Here is an 18,051-nt window from a genome sequence, read left to right as displayed (position 1 = left end):
GGGGCAAGGCCAATCCCGGAAAATTCAGTCGCCGCCGCAACTGGAACAGCTATGGCAAGTCCCCCCGCTACACTCCGCTCCTTTGGACAGCCCTTGTGAAGGCAGTATGGCCAATACAAACATGGCCCCAAGTACCAAGGCTAGAAAAAAGAAAATCGGGTCACGGGTCGCCCAAGATATCATCAGGGAAACAACCGCACCCGCGAACCAGACCAGTCCCGAAACATCCTGCCGCTTTCTCGGCCATATGTTACGTGGGGTTGGTTCGCCAAATTCCAGCTCATACAAATCCAGGGTCTTGGAATATCCATTGTTGCTCTGAACCGCTCCGCTCTCGGGCGTGTGATGCAGCTTTTGCCCCAACACCCCGTCACAGAACCGCTGCCAATAATCCCGCGTCAACGTCAAATGCACGTGCCATATGGCATCCACTTCTGAGGACGGCACAACGGACACGTCACTGACCTGCGACAAATAGGCAAATCGCCGGTACTCCAGAATGGCCTGCTCGATCTTACTGGCAGAAAATTTCGTTTCTTTCCGGACCAAATCCCTGAACGACAGCCCGCCCGCAAAATTCGGGAACTCATATGCCTCAATCTTTGCCCATAATTCGGGCCTGCTCAAATGCGTCATAAAATAATGCCACTCTTGCCTGTTTCGCCGTCAGCCTCTAGACCGCGCGCAAAGCTTAGCATTGGGAGAGCACGATGAATATCCTTATCCTCGGCGGCGGTGGGCGCGAACATGCGCTGGCCTGGGCAGTGATGCAGAACCCCAAATGTGACAAGCTGATCGTCGCGCCGGGCAATGCCGGTATCGCGCAGATCGCCAGCTGCGCCGATCTGGACATCAACAATGGTGGCGCGGTGGTCAGTTTTGCCGAAGAAAACGCCATCGACTTTGTCATTGTCGGCCCCGAGGCGCCGCTGGCCGCTGGCGTGTCCGACCGGCTGCGCGATGCCGGCCTGCTGGTGTTCGGCCCCTCCGAGGCTGCGGCCAAGCTAGAGGCCTCCAAAGCCTTTACCAAGGAAGTCTGCGCCGCCGTGGATGCGCCCACCGCAGGCTATGGCCATTTCACTGATGCTGAGGCCGCCAAGGATTACATCCGCCAGCAGGGCGCGCCGATTGTGGTCAAGGCCGATGGTCTGGCGGCCGGCAAGGGCGTGATCATGGCGTTTGACGAGGCCACCGCGCTGGAGGCCATCGACGACATGTTTGGCGGTGCCTTTGGCGCGGCCGGCGCCGAGGTGGTGATCGAGGAGTTCATGGAGGGCGAAGAGGCCTCGTTGTTTGTGCTGGTTGATGGCACCGAGGTGCTGTCGATGGGATCCGCGCAGGATCACAAGCGGGTTGGCGAGGGCGACAGCGGCCCAAACACCGGCGGCATGGGGGCTTACTCCCCGGCTCCGGTGCTAACGGCCGAGGTTGAGGCCCGCGCCATGGAAGAAATCGTCAAGCCAACGATGTTGGAAATGGCCCGTCGTGGCGCGCCCTATCAGGGCATTCTCTATGCCGGTCTGATGATCAAGGACGGCCAGCCGCGTCTGGTGGAATACAACGTGCGCTTTGGTGACCCGGAATGTCAGGTGCTGATGATGCGTCTCGGCGCGCAGGCGCTGGACCTGATGCACGCCGCCGCCGAGGGCCGGTTGGACCGCGCGCAGGTCAACTGGGCCGATGATCACGCCATCACCGTGGTCATGGCCGCCAATGGCTATCCCGGCGCTTATGAAAAAGGCACCGAGATCAAAGGCCTGGACGCGCTGCCCGAGGATGCCAGCAATATGGTGTTCCACGCTGGCACCAAGGCTCTGGACGGCAAGATACTGGCCACCGGTGGGCGGGTGCTGAACGTCACCGCCCGTGGTGAAACCCTGCAAGAGGCCCGCGACCGCGCCTATGCGGCAGCGGATGCCATCATCTGGCCCGGCGGCTTTATGCGTCGCGACATCGGTTGGCGCGCGCTGAAGTAAGTGTAAAGCGTTGCCGCCTGCCCCATCTGGCGGGCGGTGACTTTACCAGCTGGCAAGCTGGGTGTGATTATCTGCTCGGAACCGTGTTTCTCAGGCAGGTCTCATGAACATGCATACCCCGGTAACCCATGGGTTACCCGCTCCCCGAACACTCCCGCCCGTCAGCTGGCATCTTGCGATGCCGCCTCCCGTTGGGCCCAGCGCCGCTGCGCGGCGGGACGCAAAACACCGCTTCAGACTATAGGTTTGGGGAATTCAGTTATGAGCCTGTCAATCTCAGGCACATCGTTGAATGGGAAAGAAAATATCGCACCGTCTAACGAATAATAGATCACGTTGCAATTAGCGTCATAAAAGCAATCAACCGGTAGCTTCGATTGTTTTTCACTACTGTAGAATTTGCAAATAATTGGCCATATTCCATGCGATAGTGCAATCCACATTGACCGCCTTACGTCCGCCCACGAAATCATCGTGTAGACCGATGGATCTTGCCGCAGGTAGATGGCCTTCAGCTCTGCCCTCTTATTCTTCATCAGCCCAACGACTATACCTGACGGCAAGGGAACTTCACTCCACGTCCAGCCCCACAGCCAAAACCAGAGTTTTTGAATTTTGAGGGTCACTTCTTGGAACCAATCATATTAGAATTCGCCCTAGGCTCAGGACTCATAACCAGAAGATCACGGTTGCTGCGAGAGCGATGGCGGACAGGAAGACCTTCGGGCATCGGTCATAACGGGTAGCCACGCGCCGCCAGTCTTTCAGGCGACCAAACATGATCTCAATCCGGTTACGTCTTTTGTAACGACGCTTGTCGTACTTGATGGTTTTGTCTCGCGACTTTCGTCCAGGGATGCAGGGCGTTATTCCCATATCTACAAGGGCCTCTCGGAACCAATCCGCGTCATATCCGCGATCTCCCAATAGCCAGTCGGCCGCTGGCAGACTATTCACCAGAGCTCTTGCCCCAGTGTAATCGCTAACCTGACCGGCGGTCAGGAAGAACTGGATCGGCCGCCCAATCGCGTCCACTGCCCGGCAGTGGTTTGCCTGCAAACCATGAGAGGGGGCACGGCATGCAACTTCGTGTTCATACCGCCCTTGGTACGTCCCCTCTCGGGACATTGATGCGCAATGCCCTGCCGGGCAGGGGATCAGACGTCCACGCCCCCTTTTTTTACCCGCAGGCTGGAGGCCGTGCGATGTGCCTTGAGGTAAGTTGCGTCAATTGAGATCGTCTTGTTGTCAGGAACCTCGGCTGCCAGCCCCATCATAATCCGCGCGAACACCCCCATGTCGCTCCACCGTTTCCAGCGGTTGTAGAGCGTCTTGTGTGGACCATACTCCTTGGGCGCATCACACCAACGCAACCCATTGCGATTGATGAAAATAATACCACTTAACACTCGACAATCATCGACCCGTGGCACGCCATGACTCTTCGGAAAATAGGGCCGAAGCCGAGCCATCTGATCTTCGCTCAGCCAGAAAAGATTACTCATAAAACCCCCGTAATTTGGGGCCTTGAATCATGCAGAACAGATAGCCTCAAGCAGATTAATGGCTCCTGAGCCTAGGTATCGGCCGATTGGAATAAACGCAAGCTGAGGCTTCCCGCCTTCAGTGTATTTCATTTAGGATTATGATAGGCTCCTGCAGTCCACTTGGGAATGTCAGTCATGACAACAACCACCTTAATACTGCGACCTTTTCAAAAATATCTTTATCCCTGTCGTCTATAATATTCCGCAAAGCCCATCCGCCGCAAATAGGAAATAAGATCCTAAACACCAATATTAGAAAAGCAAATAGGACCATGGCCAACACAAATATTTTGACTAGGTTGCTTCCTGTCGAAAAATTGGCGTAGAGTTATGCAGCGGATAGCCCCAACAAAGAAACCGAAACAAGTAGCCTTCTTAAGTACTTATTCACCTTGGACATATGAGGTTCTTTCTAATATTTTCAAAAATACTGAGGCCACTCGTATAGAAATTGGGACAACGTATTAGCTAAGGGCCAATAGCCTTCCCCTAAAGATCTACCGACAGTCCAACGCCCGATCCATACTTCCCCGCCCCTCAAACGCCCCAATATCCCGGCTACTGATCTCCCCGGCGCCCAGTGTCGACGCCACAATCCGTGACCAGCCACTATCCACCGTCACCACCTCCGGCCCATCGCCACAATCGCGAATACCCGAGGTAATGAAATCCTCGCCAATCCGGTGATTGGTCAGCCCGGTCTTGCTGGCCACTTCCACCAACTCCCCATCCCGCAGGCTCCAGATCCGCAACGTCTTGGCCAGATGTGGACGGTCGATATAAGCCACCTCGGGCCAGCCGTCGCCATCCAGATCAGCGGATCCGATCGGCGCCAGCCAGCGATGTGGGCGGCCAATGAACGGTGTCGCCGCATATAGCCCACGCTCGTCATACAGCGACAGCCGGGCGCCTTGGGTCAGGCTGCTCTCAACCACCATCACCAGCGTCGGGCCGTCATCGCCCTCAATGATACGCGGTTCCAGATCTTCAAAGACATGGGTTTCCGGCAGCCGGATGATCAATCGGTACGCCACGCTACCATCACAGCCAGAACAGGCGTCAACCAGCAGCTCTAACGCGCCCCACTCCACATCATCGCCCAGAATAGCGTGATCATAGCGTGTGGTGGGCTCAATAAATCGGGCCGAGACGATCACATCCGGCGGTGTCGCCTGGGCCATGCTGGCAGCCATCAGCACCAGCCCGCCAAGCCACAGGCGCAAAAGCCGCAGCGCGTGGCGGGTAGGACCGGGCCAGGGGCGGGGCAAAAGACGCCGCGCCACCTCACCCGGGATAAACATCAGATCTGTTTTTCCGGCATCTGTACAACCAGGCCATCCAAGGCATCGGACACCTTGATCTGACAGGTCAGACGTGAACGGGCTGGGTCCGGCTCATAGGCAAAGTCCAGCATGTCCTCTTCCATGTCGTCCTTGGCCGGGATTTTCTCGACCCAGTCAGGCGCAACATAGACGTGACAGGTTGAACAGGCGCAGGCACCACCACAGTCGCCCTCGATGCCCGGAATATTGTTGTCACGCGCGCCTTCCATGACGGTCAGCCCGCTGGCGACGTCCACGACATGCTCAGTGCCGTTGTGCTCGACATAGGTAATCTTGGCCATGTTTCGGTATTCCCTTTCTCGGTACTTGCCTGACTGTGTATCCAAGCCCCCCTGACAGCGCCAGAGCCATTTGCGACGCAGCAGGGGATCGGCTGGACATTTACTATTCCGTTCTGTATTTGTTCTTGCCAAGTCCACCACCACAGGGTGTCCAGCAACGTCAGATCCATCCCTATGCCGCAGCCTCCGTCATATCGCCCCCCCAACTGGCCCCGCCCGCCCGGCTGCCTGATTGCCGCCCGCCTGGCCGAGCCGCCGGAAAACGCCCGTATCACGGTTGCCGGGCTGGTGATCCTGCGTCAGCGTCCCGGCACCGCCAAGGGGGTGATTTTCCTGACGCTTGAGGACGAAACCGGCATCATCAACATCATCGTCTGGCGCAAAATATACGAAGCATTTCGGCGCGCGGTGATCGCCGGACGATTGCTGCGGGTGACCGGCCGGCTGCAACGAGCGCATTCCGTGACCCATGTGATCGCCGAACAGATCGAGGACATCTCGCCGATGCTGGACCTGCTGCTAACCGAACAGGGACGCCAGGGTAACGACGCCTTTGCGCCGCTGCCGGATCTGGGCTAGTCTGCGCCAAACCGCCCGGCTGAGCAGCCACCAGAGGCCTTCGAGCATGACCCCGATCCGACCCTTTTTTGTGGCGGCCATCCTGCTGGCCAGCCTAAGCGCCTGCGCCCCGCCAGACGCCAATACCGCAACCGTCACCCGGGGCGGCCTGAACGCCCCTCCGGGGGCGGCGCCGGACAGTTGCTGGGGCAAGCAGACCAGGCCGGCGATCATTGAAACAGTCACCCATCAGGTGATGCTGCAACCGGCCGAGCTGCTGGCAGATGGCAGCGTGATCCGGCCGGCGGTGTTCAAAACCGAAACCCGGCAGGATATTGTCCGCCCGCGTCGCGAAAGCTGGTACCAAATCCTCTGCGCCGCCGATCTGACACCTGCGCTCATCGCCTCGGTGCAACGCGCACTGACCGCCCGTAAGCTGTATCACGGCGCCATCCATGGCCAGATGGACCGGGCCACCCGGGCCGCAGTGCGCCGCTATCAAAAGCCCCAGGGGCTGAACAGCAACCTGTTGTCGCTTGCAGCGGCCCGCCAATTGGGACTTGTTGCCATTGCAGGCTGATCACCCCTCAACCACTGTAAAACATCACTGCCGGCGCAGACATGGCGCCGCATATGGAATGGAGACCTCCAATGCCAGCCGATCACCTGCCTCAAACCGGTTTCCTGTCGGGCATTTCTGCCGAGCTGAGGCAGATGTTGGAAAGCCAGGCCAGTGAGGTCCGGCTAAAGTCCGGCGAAGTACTGTTTGAGCAGGGCGATCCGGGAGATGCGCTGTTTGCCATCACTGACGGGGCACTGGAGTTTTCGATCCTGTCGGCAGCCGGGCGCAAACTGTCCCTCGACATCATGCGACCCGGTGCGGTGTTTGGTGAAATTGCCCTGTTTGACCCCGGTGATCGCACCGCCACCGCCACCGCATTGGAGCCCAGCCGGGTTCTGCGACTGCGCAACCGGGATGTGCTGTCGCAGATTCTGCGCCACCCTGAACTGGCAGGCGATCTGTTGCGGCTGGCCGGTCAGCGCATGCGCTGGATGGGCAATCAGTACAACGAACAGGTCTTTCTGGCGATGCCGGTGCGGCTGGCCCGCAAGCTGTTGCACCTGACCTCTGAAACCGGAAGCAGCAGATTGGCGCTGTCGCAATCGGACCTCGCCGAGTTCATCGGAGCCACCCGCGAGGCAGTGTCCAAAACCCTGGCGGCGTGGAAACGCGCCGGCGTCATCGAGATCTCTCGCGGTGGCGTGGTTATCCTGGATCGCGCCGCCCTGGGCGGCTTGGCTGAACCCGAACTGATCTGACCGCGCCCAGCACCATCAAACGGCGGATCGTTGTAACACCCAGCCCCAGAACCAGGCTTTTGGCAGACCTTCCGGCAGAGCTTCGCTAACGGTCTTTTGCTCTCGATCCAGGCGGAAACTCTCAAGAATATTAACGCCCCCTACAGAACTAAACACGGCCTCGGCCTCCTGCCTGATCCAGTATTTGACGACGGTTCCAGTATCATTGCGAACGTATCCCAGTGGATTGTTATACCATTCGGACCAGCTGTCCATTTTCTCCACCATTGCCCCTCCCCGCTTCCGTCCGGGGCGCTTTTTGAGTTGCCGCAAGCATCGCGGCGTGTTTGAAAACGGTCAAAAAATAATTTCTGCGGTCAAATTCTCTTTGGTCAAATTCACGGCTTCATAATAAAAAATTCAAAATTGATATATGGACGACCCCGTCCAATCAAGGCCATTGATGAAATTGCCCCAGCGCTATGGCGACCTCGATTATTTTTCCTTTTTTCAAACTCCTGTGAACTGGGTCACAGACCGCAACGCAATATCAATGCACAGTCACACCAAGGCGGGGCACGCCTGTTCCATCCCGTTGCCTCGTCCCTCCCAATTAGAGCCATGTGCCCCTCGCACATGGCTCTTTTTCTGTATTTCCCCTAAAATTTCCCCTGCCCCGTAAGACGAAAAAAGGCCAGGCGTTATGCCCGGCCTTTAAAATCTAACCCTGTGACGCGGTTACTTGCCCAGGTTCAGCGCAACAAACCGGGGTTGTCCATTGCGGCGTACCAGCAGCAACAGCGACTTGCGCCCGGCTTCTCTGGCCTCGGCGATGCGGTCTTCAAAATCAGCAATCACCATGACTTTCTGCTGACCGGCTTCGGTGATGATGTCACCTCCACGCAGACCTTTTTCCCAGGCCTCCGAGCTTTCGTCTACCGACAAGATAACCACACCATCGGTGCCTTCAGGCGCATTCAGCTCGCCGCGCATCTCCTCGGTCAGCATGCCGATTGTCAGCCCCAGCAACTCCTTCTCGGCGACTTCAGGCATTGCGTCATCGTCAACAGGGGCGGTGCCGGCATTGCGTTCGGCGTCTTCGCGCCGCCCCAGGGTGACCAACAGGGTTTCAGTGCCGCCATCCCGGTGCACCACAACCCGTACAGCCTTGCCGACTTCGGTGGCGCCAACCTGCCTCACCAGCGCGCGGGTATCCTTCACTTCGACACCGTCAAAAGTCAGGATCACGTCACCCGCCAACAGGCCGGCCTCTTTGGACGGGCCCTCGGGCACATCTGTGACCAGCGCCCCGGCGGCATTGGCCAGACCAATGGCCTCGGCCAGATCGTCATCCACATCCTGAATGCGAACGCCCAGCCAGCCCCGGCGGGTTTCACCAAATTCTTTTAGCTGGTCGACAACCTTGCTGACCACATTCGACGCCATTGAAAAGCCAATCCCAATCGAGCCCCCATTGGGCGACAGGATCGCGGTGTTCACGCCGACAACGTCACCGTCCATATTGAACAGCGGCCCGCCCGAGTTGCCCCGGTTGATCGCCGCATCGGTCTGGATGTAATCATCGTATGAGCCGCTGAGTTCACGATTGCGGGCCGACACGATCCCGGCGGACACCGAGAACCCCTGCCCCAGTGGATTGCCCATCGCCACAACCCAGTCGCCAACCAGCGCGGTGTCACTGTCGCCAAAAGTCACAAAGGACAGCGGGATTTCCGCGTCGACCTTGAGCAGCGCAATATCGGTCTTCTCATCGGTGCCGATCAATCTGGCCGGCAGCAATTCCTTGGGCTGCCCAGCGCCGGGGAAGAACTCAATCTCGATTTCATCGGCACCGGCGATCACATGGTTGTTGGTGACGATATAGCCGTCCTCAGAGATCACAAATCCCGATCCCAGCGCCGACGAGCGGCGCGGTCTGCGGCTTTCGCCATTGCCATTGCCGTTGTCGTTGCCGTCGCCATTGCGGTCCTGAAACTCGCGAAAGAAATCCTCAAACGGAGATCCTTCGGGCACGATGCCCTGTGGTCCGGTCCGGCCCTCGATAACCGTTGTGGTGGTAATATTGACCACGGACGGGCTGATTTTCTGAGCCAGCGGCGCAAGGCTTTCAGGGCGTGCCTGGGCCACCATTGCCTGGGCCAAAATCAACATGGTGGTCACCAACGTCAGCCACATCAGCCGACGGCCATTGGCCGGTCGGTCTTGGCTGATTGAAACTGCTTTTGCCTGAGCCTGCACGGATCTACTCCTTATCATTGTTGCGCTCCTCCTTTTGAACCAAACGGCGGGTCCAAAACCTGGTCTCTGGTCTGGTCCCCGGCCTGGTCCCTGGGAGGCCTGAAAGACAATGTAGTCACTTCCGCGCTTGCCGCAATAAATGTTGCACATATTCAATTTGAAGTGAGCGAGGTTACAGTCAAAGCCGCGCAATCCGGCCACTGGATGCGCTAAAATCCGCCCATCGACTGCCCCAGATTACAGTGCAGCCGCCAAGGGCCGGCCTACGCGCCCAAAAGATGTGCAATCCACAGCAGGACCAACCCCAGACCCATCGCCATGGCGCCAATCTGACGCCGCTCATTCAGGCCCAACTGCCGCATCATCTGCAACAGTCGTTCAACAAGAGAAGGGGCCAGCACATAGGCCAGCCCCTCTACTATAAACACCAGCCCAAGGGCCAGAAAGATCATCGCCATCAGTTGGCTGCGGGCCCAGTCGAGGACTTCAGATAGTTGAAGAACTCTGAATCGGGTGACAGCACCATCGAGGAATTGCCCTCCAGCATCGACGCGCGATAGGCGGCCAGTGTCCGGTAGAACTCAAAGAACGCGATATCCTTACCGTAAGCTTCGGCAAAGATCGCGTTGCGTCGGGCATCGGCCTGACCACGGATGATCTCGGCTTCACGCTCGGCCTCAGACACCAGTTCGACCTGAGTACGGTCGGCTTGGGCGCGAACCCGCTGCGCGGCTTCCTTACCACGGGCGATCTCGTCTGCGGCTTCACGTTCCCGCTCGGCGCGCATCCGGGCGAATGTCGCTTCCAGGTTGGCCTGTGGCAGATCGGTGCGTTTCAACCGCACGTCGATCACCTCAAGTCCCAGAGAGCGGGCCTGAAGAATGGCACCGTTGCGAATGCGCAGCATCAGCGCCGCCCGGTCGGATGACAGGATGTCATTGGAGCTGACCGAACCCAGAACCTCACGGATTTCCGCCCGCAGGATCGAATCGAGCCGGTTTTCAGCCACGGCGATGCCACCGGCACCCACCGCTTGGCGGAACTGACGGATATTGGCGATGCGGTAGCGGGCAAAGGCGTCAACCACCAGGCGGCGATCATCCAGCGGAGTAATCTCCAATGGGCCAACTTCGCGGCTCAGGATGCGGTCGTCATAGGTCACGACCTCCTGGATCAGCGGGATCTTGAACGCCAATCCGGGCTCTTCCTTGACCGCAACAACCCGACCAAATTGCAGCACCAGCGCCTTTTCACGCTCGTCCACGATGAACACTGCCGACAGGCCCGCCACGATGGCAAGCACCAGCAGGGGCAAGAGAAATGTAGTTTTCCGCATTAGTTGCCCTCCGTCCGGCGTAATTCGTTCAGCGGCAGATAGGGCACGACACCCTGACCGTTACCACCAGCAGTGTCATCCAGGATGACCTTGTCGACCCGGCTCAGAACCACTTCCATGGTTTCCAGATACAGGCGCTTGCGCGTCACTTCTGGTGCCTTGAGGTATTCCTCCAAAACCGCAGTGAAACGGCTTGCTTCACCTTCAGCTTCGTTCACCACCTGGGCACGATAGCCTTCGGCCTCTTCCAGCGTCTGGGCAGATGAACCACGAGCGCCAGCCAAGATCTGGTTGGCATAGGCATCAGCCTGCTTTTCCAGCCGGTCACGTTCCTGACCTGCCGATTGCACGGCGCGGAAGGCATCTTTGACGGGCTCTGGCGGATCGGCACCGTCAAAGTTGACCCGGATGATGTTGACGCCACTGTTATAGCTGTCCAGCGTTGACTGGATCAGCTCTTGCAGACTGTCCGAAATAATACCCCGGTCCCGGTTGAGGATCGGTGCCAGTTCCGACTGGGCGATGATTTCACGCATCGCCGATTCAGACACCGCCTGAATGGACTGCTGTGGATCGCGCAAATTGAACAGAAATTTGGCCGGATCGTTGATGTTCCAGACCACCTGGAAATCAATGTCGATGATGTTCTCATCACCGGTCAGCATTAGCCCGGCATCATTGCCGCGCGAGCCCGCCCCGATTGTCTCGGTCTGTTCCACCTTGACCGGGATCACCTCGGCGGTGACCAGTGGCCATGGGGCAAAGTTCAGGCCCGGCTCGCCGGTGGCAGAATATTTGCCCAGAAACAGTTCAACCGACTGTTCTTCGGGTTTGACCGTGTAAAAGCTGGCCATGCCCCACAGAACCGCAGCGCCAAGCAGGCCCAGCCCGACGGTGCCTTTGGTGAACAAGGGGCCCGAAGCGCCAGAGCCGCGATTGCCGCCGCCCTGACCACCGCCGCCACGTCCGCCCATCAGCACCCGCAACTGTTCCTGGCCTTTTTTCACCAGCTCGTCGATCTCAGGGATCTGCGGACCGTCATCACCGGGACGTTTACCGCCACCGTTGTTGTTGTCGCCGTTGCCCTTGTTGCCTCCGCCACCGGAAGAGCCTCCGCCCCCCCAGGGACCACCACTGTTGCCCGACATATTATCCTATCCCTATCTCGCCGCGAGTTGCGGCATTTGTGCTAACCTGTGGTCTAAACGCCGAAATTCAAGCGCTGCGCACAGGTGTTTTCAGTGTTACCAGTTCTTCGGACATGGTCGGGTGAACCGCCACTGTCCGGTCGAAATCTTCCTTAGTCGCGCCCATCTTGACCGCGATGCCCGCCAGCTGGATCATCTCACCGGCGCCCGGTGCGACGATGTGACAGCCCAGAACCTTGCGGCTGGCCTTGCTGACCACCAGTTTCATCAAAACACGTTGGGCGCGTCCCGCAAAGGCCTGTTGCATCGGCTTGAAGCTGGTCGAGTAGACTTCGATCGGCTCCTGCTCGGCCGCCTCTTCCTCGCTCAGCCCCACGGTGCCCATTTCCGGCTGGGTAAAGATGGCCGTAGGGATCAGCGCGTGATCCGGCTTGGTGGGGTTGCCCTTGAACACGGTCTCAACAAAGGCCATGCCCTCGCGGATCGCCACCGGAGTAAGGTTCACCCGGTCGGTCACATCGCCAATGGCATAGACCGATGGCACCGCAGTCTGGCTGTAGTCATCCACCACGATCTCACCTTTGCGGCCCCGTGCGATGCCCAGCGCCTCGAGCCCCAGATCATCTGCATTGGGCGTCCGACCGGTGGCAAACATCACCTGATCAAACAACCGCTCCTCACCGTTGGTCGCCTTGACCCAGACCTGATCGCCCTCACGGCGCATCTCCAGCACATTGGTGCCCAGATGCACGTCGATGCCCGCCTGGCACATCTCTTCACAGACCAGCCCGCGCGCCTCGTCGTCAAAGCCCCGCAGGATCTGCGCGCCCCGATAGAACTGCGTGGTGTTGACGCCCAGGCCGTTCATGATGCCGGCAAATTCACTGGCAATATAGCCACCGCCAACAATCAGCATCGTCTTGGGCAGCTTCTCCAGATGAAAAATCTCATTTGAGGTGATCGCCAGTTCGGCACCGGGAATGTCGGGTTTCACCGGATGACCGCCGGTGGCGATCAGGATGTGCTTGGCGGTTTTACGGGTGCCGTCGGACAGCTCCACAGTATGGGCATCCACCAGCTTGGCACGGGCGTCGAATGTCTCCACGCCGTTGTTTTTCAGGATGTTGCGATAGATGCCTTCCAGCCGGTCCAGCTCGGCGTGCATCTTACCGCGAAAATGATCCCAGTTGAACGCGCCGGGTTTGATGTCCCAGCCATAGGCCTGCGCATCTTCGACCATGCTGGCGTATTCGCTTGCAAACACCATCAGCTTCTTGGGCACACAGCCGCGGATCACACAGGTGCCGCCGTAACGGTCCTCTTCGGCCAGCGCCACCTTGGCACCGGTCTCCCCCGCCGCCACCCGCGCCGCCCGCACGCCGCCCGAGCCGCCGCCGATGACAAAAAGATCATAATCAAAACCCATGGTCGTCTTTCCTTAGTCCGTCAGGTCGGTGAACAGGTTGTCGCTTTCGACAAAATCCAACCGGTCATGTGTCACTGTGCCTTCATTGATGTCGCGCACCTCGACCTTGCCATCGCCATAGCCGATCACGACGGTGTCACAGATATCAATGAACAAGCCGTTTTCAACCACCCCCGGCATTTGGTTCATCACCAGGGCCAGCTGGCGCGGATTGCCAATACGCTGCAGATGCAGATCCAGAATATGGTTGCCCTCGTCGGTGATAAAGGGCCGGTCACCGTTCATGCGCAGGGTGGCGGACCGCCCCATGACATCCATGGAAATAAGGGTTTCCTCGATCAAAGCATGGGTGGTCTGCCAGCCGAACGGGATCACCTCGACGGGCAGTGGAAAGGCCCCCAGTGTTCCGACCTCTTTACTGATGTCGGTGATCACCACCATTTGATCGCTTGCCGTCGCAACAATCTTTTCCTGCAACAACGCACCGCCGCCACCCTTGATCAGGTTCAGATCACCGTCGAATTCGTCGGCCCCGTCAATGGTCAGGTCCAGCCACCTGGCCTCATCCAGCGAGATCACCTCAATGCCAACTTCGCGCGCCAACTCGGCGGTGCGGGTCGAGGTGGGGACACCTTTGAACTTCAGCCCTTCATCGCGCACCATTTCCCCCAGACAGCGCACCAGCCAGGCGGCGGTTGATCCGGTGCCCAGTCCAACGCGCATACCATCTTCGACAAAATCGGCGGCCCGTTTGGCGGCCACAAATTTGGCCTTGTCGATGGGGGACAGTTCTCCGGTCATGGCAGTGACTCCGTAGGGATGTTTCACCGGGTTATAGGCAAAGCGCGCCAAGGTTGCGAGGAACAATTCACGCCCCTGACTCTGGTCTCGATTTTGGCCAGGTTGCAATTGAGTATTTACAAAAAGATGAAACACTCCCCCAGACCTTCATCTTTGTACAAATACTCAATGTCGCGGTCAGACAGGCCGCGCCGCCAATCAGGCCCTCGACGGCTGCCGAGGCATCCGACAGGCGGCGCAAATTTCGTGTTTCCGATGGGAAACGACGCAATTGGACATCGGGTTTACCGGCCCCTGGTTTAGGACTAGCGCCATGATAAAGCGCTATCGCCTACACTACGCCCCCGACAATGCCTCGCTGGTGATCCGGCTGGCATTGGAAGAACTGGGACAAGACTATGAGACTGTGCTTGTCGACAGGCAGGCGCAGGCGCAGCGCAGTGCCGCCTACCGGGCGCTCAATCCCAGCGGGCTGATTCCGGTGCTGGAAACCCCGGACGGGCCGATGTTTGAAACGGCGGCCATTCTGCTGTGGCTCTCCGACCGCCATGGCGCATTGGCGCCAGCTGTGGACAGTGACCAGCGGGCGGGGTTTCTGAAATGGCTGTTCTTCACCTCGAACACCCTGCATGCGGACCTGCGCATTCTGTTTTACCCAGAGCACTATATTGGCACCGACCTGACACAGCAGCATCAGTTGCGCCGCGTCCAGCGTCAGCGCCTGCACAGCCACCTGAGCCATATTGACGCTGCCGCCGCGCAAAGACCCAGCTGGCTTGGCGGTGATGAGCCGTCGGTTCTGGATCTTTACCTGGCCTGTCAGCTGCGCTGGATGGCGCTTTATCCGCAGGGGAGCGACCGCAGCTGGATGGTGCTGGCGCAGTATCCGAACCTGCAGGCCATCTGCACCAAGCTTGAGCTGCGCGCCTCCGTTTCAGCCGCCCGTTGTGCCGAAGGCCTTGGGGCGACCCCGTTCACCAGCCCGTTTCTAGCCAAACCTCCCGAAGGGTCCCCCACATAATGTTCCTCTCTGTTTTTGACATGTTCAAAGTCGGCATCGGCCCATCGTCGTCACATACCATGGGGCCAATGGTGGCGGCCGCGCGTTTTCTCGACCTGATGCGCGCCTCGCCGTTTGAATTCCACGGGGTCAGAGCCTCGCTGCATGGCTCGCTGGCCTTTACCGGCGCCGGCCATGCCACCGACCGCGCCACCATTCTGGGGCTGGCCGGTTTTCTGCCCGAGACCTATGACGATGCCAAGGCCGAGGCGGCGCTGACGGCGATCCGGGCCCAGAAGCTGGTGCAGCCCGAGGGGCTGGGGGATCTGCGTTTTGATCCGGACACTGATATGGTCTTTGACTATGATCATACGCTGCCCGGCCATGCCAATGGCATGATACTGATGGCCACCGATGCGCAGGGCGATGTGTCGCTGCAGCAGGTCTATTATTCCGTCGGCGGTGGCTTTGTGCTGACCGAGGAAGAGCTGGCGAGCGGCAAGGACACCGACGAAGGGGCTCCGGTTCCCTTCCCATTCAAATCTGCCGTCGAGATGCTGCAGATGGCAAAATCCAGCGGCAAGACCATTGCCGGCATGAAACGCGCCAATGAGGTGTCGCGGGGTTGCGCGCAAAGCCTGGCCAAGGGCACCGCGCGGCTCTGGCAGGTGATGAATGATTGCATCGAACGCGGGCTGGTGCGCGATGGCATCCTGCCCGGCGGCCTCAACGTGCGCCGCCGCGCCAAGGGCATTCATGATGCCTTGCTGGCCGAACGCGGCATGAACCTGACCGCACCCCATACCATCAACGACTGGATGATCGTCTATGCGATGGCGGTGAACGAGGAAAACGCCGCCGGTGGGCAGGTGGTCACCGCCCCCACCAATGGCGCCGCCGGGGTGCTGCCGGCCACCCTGCGCTATTATCTAGACCACGTGCCCGGAGCCGCGCCCAGCCATGTCGAGGATTTCCTGCTGACGGCAGCGGCGATCGGCGGGTTGGTGAAATACAACGCCTCGATATCCGGCGCCGAGGCTGGCTGTCAGGCCGAAGTCGGCTCAGCTGCGGCCATGGCCGCGGCTGGTCTCTGTGCGGTCATGGGCGGCAGCCCTGAACAGGTCGAAAACGCCGCTGAAATTGCCCTGGAGCACCATTTGGGCATGACCTGCGACCCGGTCAAGGGCTTGGTGCAGGTGCCCTGCATCGAACGCAACGGGCTGGGCACGATCAAAGCGGTGTCAGCCGCATCTCTGGCCCTGCGCGGTGACGGGCAGCACCTTGTTCCGCTGGACGCGGTGATCGAAACCATGCGCCAGACCGGCGAGGACATGCATCAGAAATACAAGGAAACATCGCTGGGTGGATTGGCGGTTAATGTCCCCAATTGTTGAATTCACACCGCCAGCCTCAACCATGGCTTGCAATTCTGAAAATCTAGGCTAGCGTTTAGGAATGGCAAAAGATCATCCCACTCTTGGTATCCTGTTGATGCTGGGGTTTTGTATCGTTGCCCCCATGGGCGACGCGGTGGCCAAGCTGCTGGGCGGCACCATTCCGCTGGGCGAATTGCTGTTTGTCCGCTTTGCGGTGCAGTTCTTGCTGCTGGCCCCATTGATCTGGGCCACCCGCCGCCAATGGCGCATGCGGGGCCGGGTGTTGCAGTTGACCTTTCTGCGCACGCTGCTGCATATCAGCGGCATCGGCGCCATGTTCACCGCGCTGAAATACCTGCCGCTGGCGGATGCTGTTGCAATCGCTTTTGTGATGCCATTCCTTATGCTGTTGCTGGGCAAATACGTGCTTGGCGAAGAGATTGGACTGCGCCGTCTGGGGGCCTGCATTGTTGGCTTTGGCGGCACTCTGCTGGTGATCCAGCCCAGTTTCATCCAGGTCGGCTGGCCCGCCCTGTGGCCCCTGCTGATGGCGGTGATCTTTGCCTTCTTCATGTTGGTGACCCGCCAGATCGCCAAAAAGACCGACCCGATTGGCCTTCAGGCGGTGTCGGGCCTGATGGCCTGCCTGTTGCTGGCGCCGCTGCTGCTGATCGGGACACAGCTGGAGATCGCGCCGTTAACGCTGCTGACCCCGGACAGCCAGGATTGGCTTTTGCTGATGGCTATCGGCGTTTTGGGCACCGTCACCCATCTGCTGATGACCTGGAGCCTGCGCTATGCGCCGGCCTCAACGCTGGCCTCTATGCAATATCTTGAAATCCCGGTGGCAACCCTGCTGGGCTGGCTGATCTTTGACCAATTGCCCAACACCCTGGCCTCAGTCGGGATTGCGGTGACCATTGCTGCCGGACTCTATGTTATCCTGCGCGAACAGAGTGCCGCCCGGCAACTGCAGGTTACCAGGACCGGGCCCGCGAAATCAGCGGCATCAGCTGCGGCAGATGGTGCCGCGGTATAAGGCCCAGCAGCCCGGGCCCATCCGGGCTCAGGCAGACCGGGCCCAATGCCTCATTCGAGGTGCCGATCAGCCCCATCGGCGACATCTGCACCCCCTCTAGCGGCCATTTCAGCCCGGTCGAGCCACCGCTGACAGCGCCCATGGGAAACAGGGACACGATGTCACCGGCGAGGGTCGGCAGGCTGATCTGGCGCGGCACATGAAAAATCACTTCGTGCTCACCCAGCAGTATGCAGGGGCTAGCCAGGGCCTGAACCAGGGTATTGAAGGCGGCCAGCTGATGGTCCACCCGCGCGCCCAGAAACCCAACCGCCACCACCACAGGCGCCTTGATATGGCGCAGAGCCTTGTGGAAATCGGTGCTGTCCTGCTCGGCAATTTCAAAAATCATATTTGGCGCCAACTGGTTGCGCACTACATTCGATAGGGAATCCAGATCGCCGATCACCAGCTGCGGCTGATAGCCGGCCGCAAAGGCCCGGTCGGCACCACTATCGGCAGCAACCAGAAAGGGCGCCAGAGACAACGCATAGGCCAAATCCCCCGGCGCAACTGTGCCACCGCCCACCAGCGTTACCGGTTCGTTTCGTTCAACAATCATCGCTCCACCCCGGTATTTCTGCAGTTTTCGAAACAAGCCATAATCTGGTCACAAAAAGATA

18 protein-coding genes and 1 pseudogene are annotated in these 18,051 nt (G+C 59.2%); 7 read left to right on the top strand and 12 right to left on the bottom strand.

Going from position 1 to position 18,051, the window contains the following annotated elements; all coding sequences use genetic code 11:
* Positions 1–24 precede the first annotated feature (24 nt).
* Complete coding sequence (locus QPJ95_RS12980) at positions 25–636, bottom strand: glycine-rich domain-containing protein (RefSeq protein ID WP_270919929.1); 612 nt, start codon at positions 634–636, stop codon at positions 25–27.
* A 74-nt stretch (positions 637–710) separates the two neighbouring features.
* Between QPJ95_RS12980 and purD the strand changes: the two genes are divergently transcribed.
* Entirely contained in the window at positions 711–1,976 is a 1,266-nt protein-coding gene (gene purD / locus QPJ95_RS12975) for a phosphoribosylamine--glycine ligase (RefSeq protein ID WP_270919928.1), read from the top strand.
* A 669-nt stretch (positions 1,977–2,645) separates the two neighbouring features.
* Here the strand turns inward: purD and QPJ95_RS12970 are convergent.
* The 3 genes and pseudogenes from QPJ95_RS12970 to QPJ95_RS12960 all read right to left on the bottom strand — a co-directional run bounded on the left by QPJ95_RS12970 (position 2,646) and on the right by QPJ95_RS12960 (position 5,147).
* Positions 2,646–3,481 (bottom strand): annotated as a pseudogene (locus QPJ95_RS12970) (IS5 family transposase).
* A gap of 539 nt (positions 3,482–4,020) precedes the next feature.
* Positions 4,021–4,824 carry a VCBS repeat-containing protein gene (locus QPJ95_RS12965; protein ID WP_270917829.1) on the bottom strand — a complete coding sequence of 268 codons (804 nt, stop codon included), beginning with the start codon at positions 4,822–4,824 and terminating at the stop codon, positions 4,021–4,023.
* On the bottom strand, positions 4,824–5,147 hold the full coding sequence (locus QPJ95_RS12960) for a 2Fe-2S iron-sulfur cluster-binding protein (protein WP_270917830.1): 324 nt from the start codon (positions 5,145–5,147) through the stop codon (positions 4,824–4,826). Before QPJ95_RS12960 ends, QPJ95_RS12965 begins: the two co-directional genes overlap by 1 nt.
* Positions 5,148–5,321: 174 nt before the next feature.
* Here QPJ95_RS12960 and QPJ95_RS12955 point away from each other — a divergent pair, with 174 nt between their 5' ends.
* The 3 genes from QPJ95_RS12955 to QPJ95_RS12945 all read left to right on the top strand — a co-directional run bounded on the left by QPJ95_RS12955 (position 5,322) and on the right by QPJ95_RS12945 (position 7,025).
* Complete coding sequence (locus tag QPJ95_RS12955; RefSeq protein WP_270917831.1) at positions 5,322–5,726, top strand: OB-fold nucleic acid binding domain-containing protein; 405 nt, start codon at positions 5,322–5,324, stop codon at positions 5,724–5,726.
* Between the two features lie 46 nt (positions 5,727–5,772).
* Complete coding sequence (locus QPJ95_RS12950) at positions 5,773–6,285, top strand: peptidoglycan-binding domain-containing protein (RefSeq protein ID WP_270917832.1); 513 nt, start codon at positions 5,773–5,775, stop codon at positions 6,283–6,285.
* 71 nt (positions 6,286–6,356) lie between these two features.
* Positions 6,357–7,025, top strand: a complete 669-nt coding sequence (locus QPJ95_RS12945) for a Crp/Fnr family transcriptional regulator (RefSeq protein ID WP_270917833.1) — start codon at positions 6,357–6,359, stop codon at positions 7,023–7,025.
* Positions 7,026–7,040: 15 nt separating this feature from the next.
* Here the strand turns inward: QPJ95_RS12945 and QPJ95_RS12940 are convergent, their stop codons facing one another.
* The 7 genes from QPJ95_RS12940 to rpiA form a co-directional block, all read right to left on the bottom strand.
* On the bottom strand, positions 7,041–7,292 hold the full coding sequence (locus QPJ95_RS12940; protein WP_270917834.1) for a hypothetical protein: 252 nt from the start codon (positions 7,290–7,292) through the stop codon (positions 7,041–7,043).
* A gap of 450 nt (positions 7,293–7,742) precedes the next feature.
* Positions 7,743–9,281 (bottom strand): Do family serine endopeptidase, encoded by a 1,539-nt coding sequence (locus QPJ95_RS12935; protein WP_390922090.1) that lies wholly within the window; start codon positions 9,279–9,281, stop codon positions 7,743–7,745.
* Between the two features lie 245 nt (positions 9,282–9,526).
* A complete protein-coding gene (locus QPJ95_RS12930) occupies positions 9,527–9,721 on the bottom strand; it encodes a DUF2065 domain-containing protein (RefSeq protein ID WP_270917835.1) in 195 nt (64 codons plus the stop codon).
* Positions 9,721–10,599 carry a protease modulator HflC gene (gene hflC, locus QPJ95_RS12925; protein ID WP_270917836.1) on the bottom strand — a complete coding sequence of 293 codons (879 nt, stop codon included), beginning with the start codon at positions 10,597–10,599 and terminating at the stop codon, positions 9,721–9,723. Before hflC ends, QPJ95_RS12930 begins: the two co-directional genes overlap by 1 nt.
* Positions 10,599–11,747, bottom strand: coding sequence for an FtsH protease activity modulator HflK (gene hflK, locus QPJ95_RS12920; RefSeq protein WP_270917837.1), 1,149 nt, complete (start codon positions 11,745–11,747; stop codon positions 10,599–10,601). The genes hflC and hflK overlap by 1 nt, the downstream gene beginning before the upstream one ends.
* A gap of 67 nt (positions 11,748–11,814) precedes the next feature.
* Positions 11,815–13,173: a glutathione-disulfide reductase gene (gene gor / locus QPJ95_RS12915; RefSeq protein ID WP_270917838.1), complete on the bottom strand. Its 1,359-nt coding sequence runs from the start codon at positions 13,171–13,173 to the stop codon at positions 11,815–11,817.
* A gap of 12 nt (positions 13,174–13,185) precedes the next feature.
* A complete protein-coding gene (gene rpiA / locus QPJ95_RS12910) occupies positions 13,186–13,974 on the bottom strand; it encodes a ribose-5-phosphate isomerase RpiA (RefSeq protein WP_270918038.1) in 789 nt (262 codons plus the stop codon).
* A gap of 313 nt (positions 13,975–14,287) precedes the next feature.
* Here rpiA and QPJ95_RS12905 point away from each other — a divergent pair, with 313 nt between their 5' ends.
* From QPJ95_RS12905 to QPJ95_RS12895, 3 genes are all read left to right on the top strand, one after another.
* Positions 14,288–14,995: a glutathione S-transferase family protein gene (locus QPJ95_RS12905; RefSeq protein WP_270917839.1), complete on the top strand. Its 708-nt coding sequence runs from the start codon at positions 14,288–14,290 to the stop codon at positions 14,993–14,995.
* Entirely contained in the window at positions 14,995–16,368 is a 1,374-nt protein-coding gene (locus QPJ95_RS12900) for an L-serine ammonia-lyase (RefSeq protein WP_270917840.1), read from the top strand. Before QPJ95_RS12905 ends, QPJ95_RS12900 begins: the two co-directional genes overlap by 1 nt.
* Before the next feature lie 61 nt (positions 16,369–16,429).
* Positions 16,430–17,389, top strand: a complete 960-nt coding sequence (locus QPJ95_RS12895; protein ID WP_270917841.1) for a DMT family transporter — start codon at positions 16,430–16,432, stop codon at positions 17,387–17,389.
* Here the strand turns inward: QPJ95_RS12895 and QPJ95_RS12890 are convergent.
* Positions 17,328–17,990 (bottom strand): thiamine diphosphokinase, encoded by a 663-nt coding sequence (locus QPJ95_RS12890; protein WP_270917842.1) that lies wholly within the window; start codon positions 17,988–17,990, stop codon positions 17,328–17,330. The two genes, QPJ95_RS12895 and QPJ95_RS12890, sit on opposite strands and share 62 nt — an antisense overlap.
* Positions 17,991–18,051: the final 61 nt, after the last annotated feature.

Origin of the sequence: Parasedimentitalea psychrophila (genome assembly GCF_030285785.1) — a bacterium.
Taxonomy (GTDB): Bacteria; Pseudomonadota; Alphaproteobacteria; order Rhodobacterales; family Rhodobacteraceae; genus Parasedimentitalea; species Parasedimentitalea psychrophila.
This window is presented reverse-complemented; position numbering and strand designations above follow the sequence as displayed.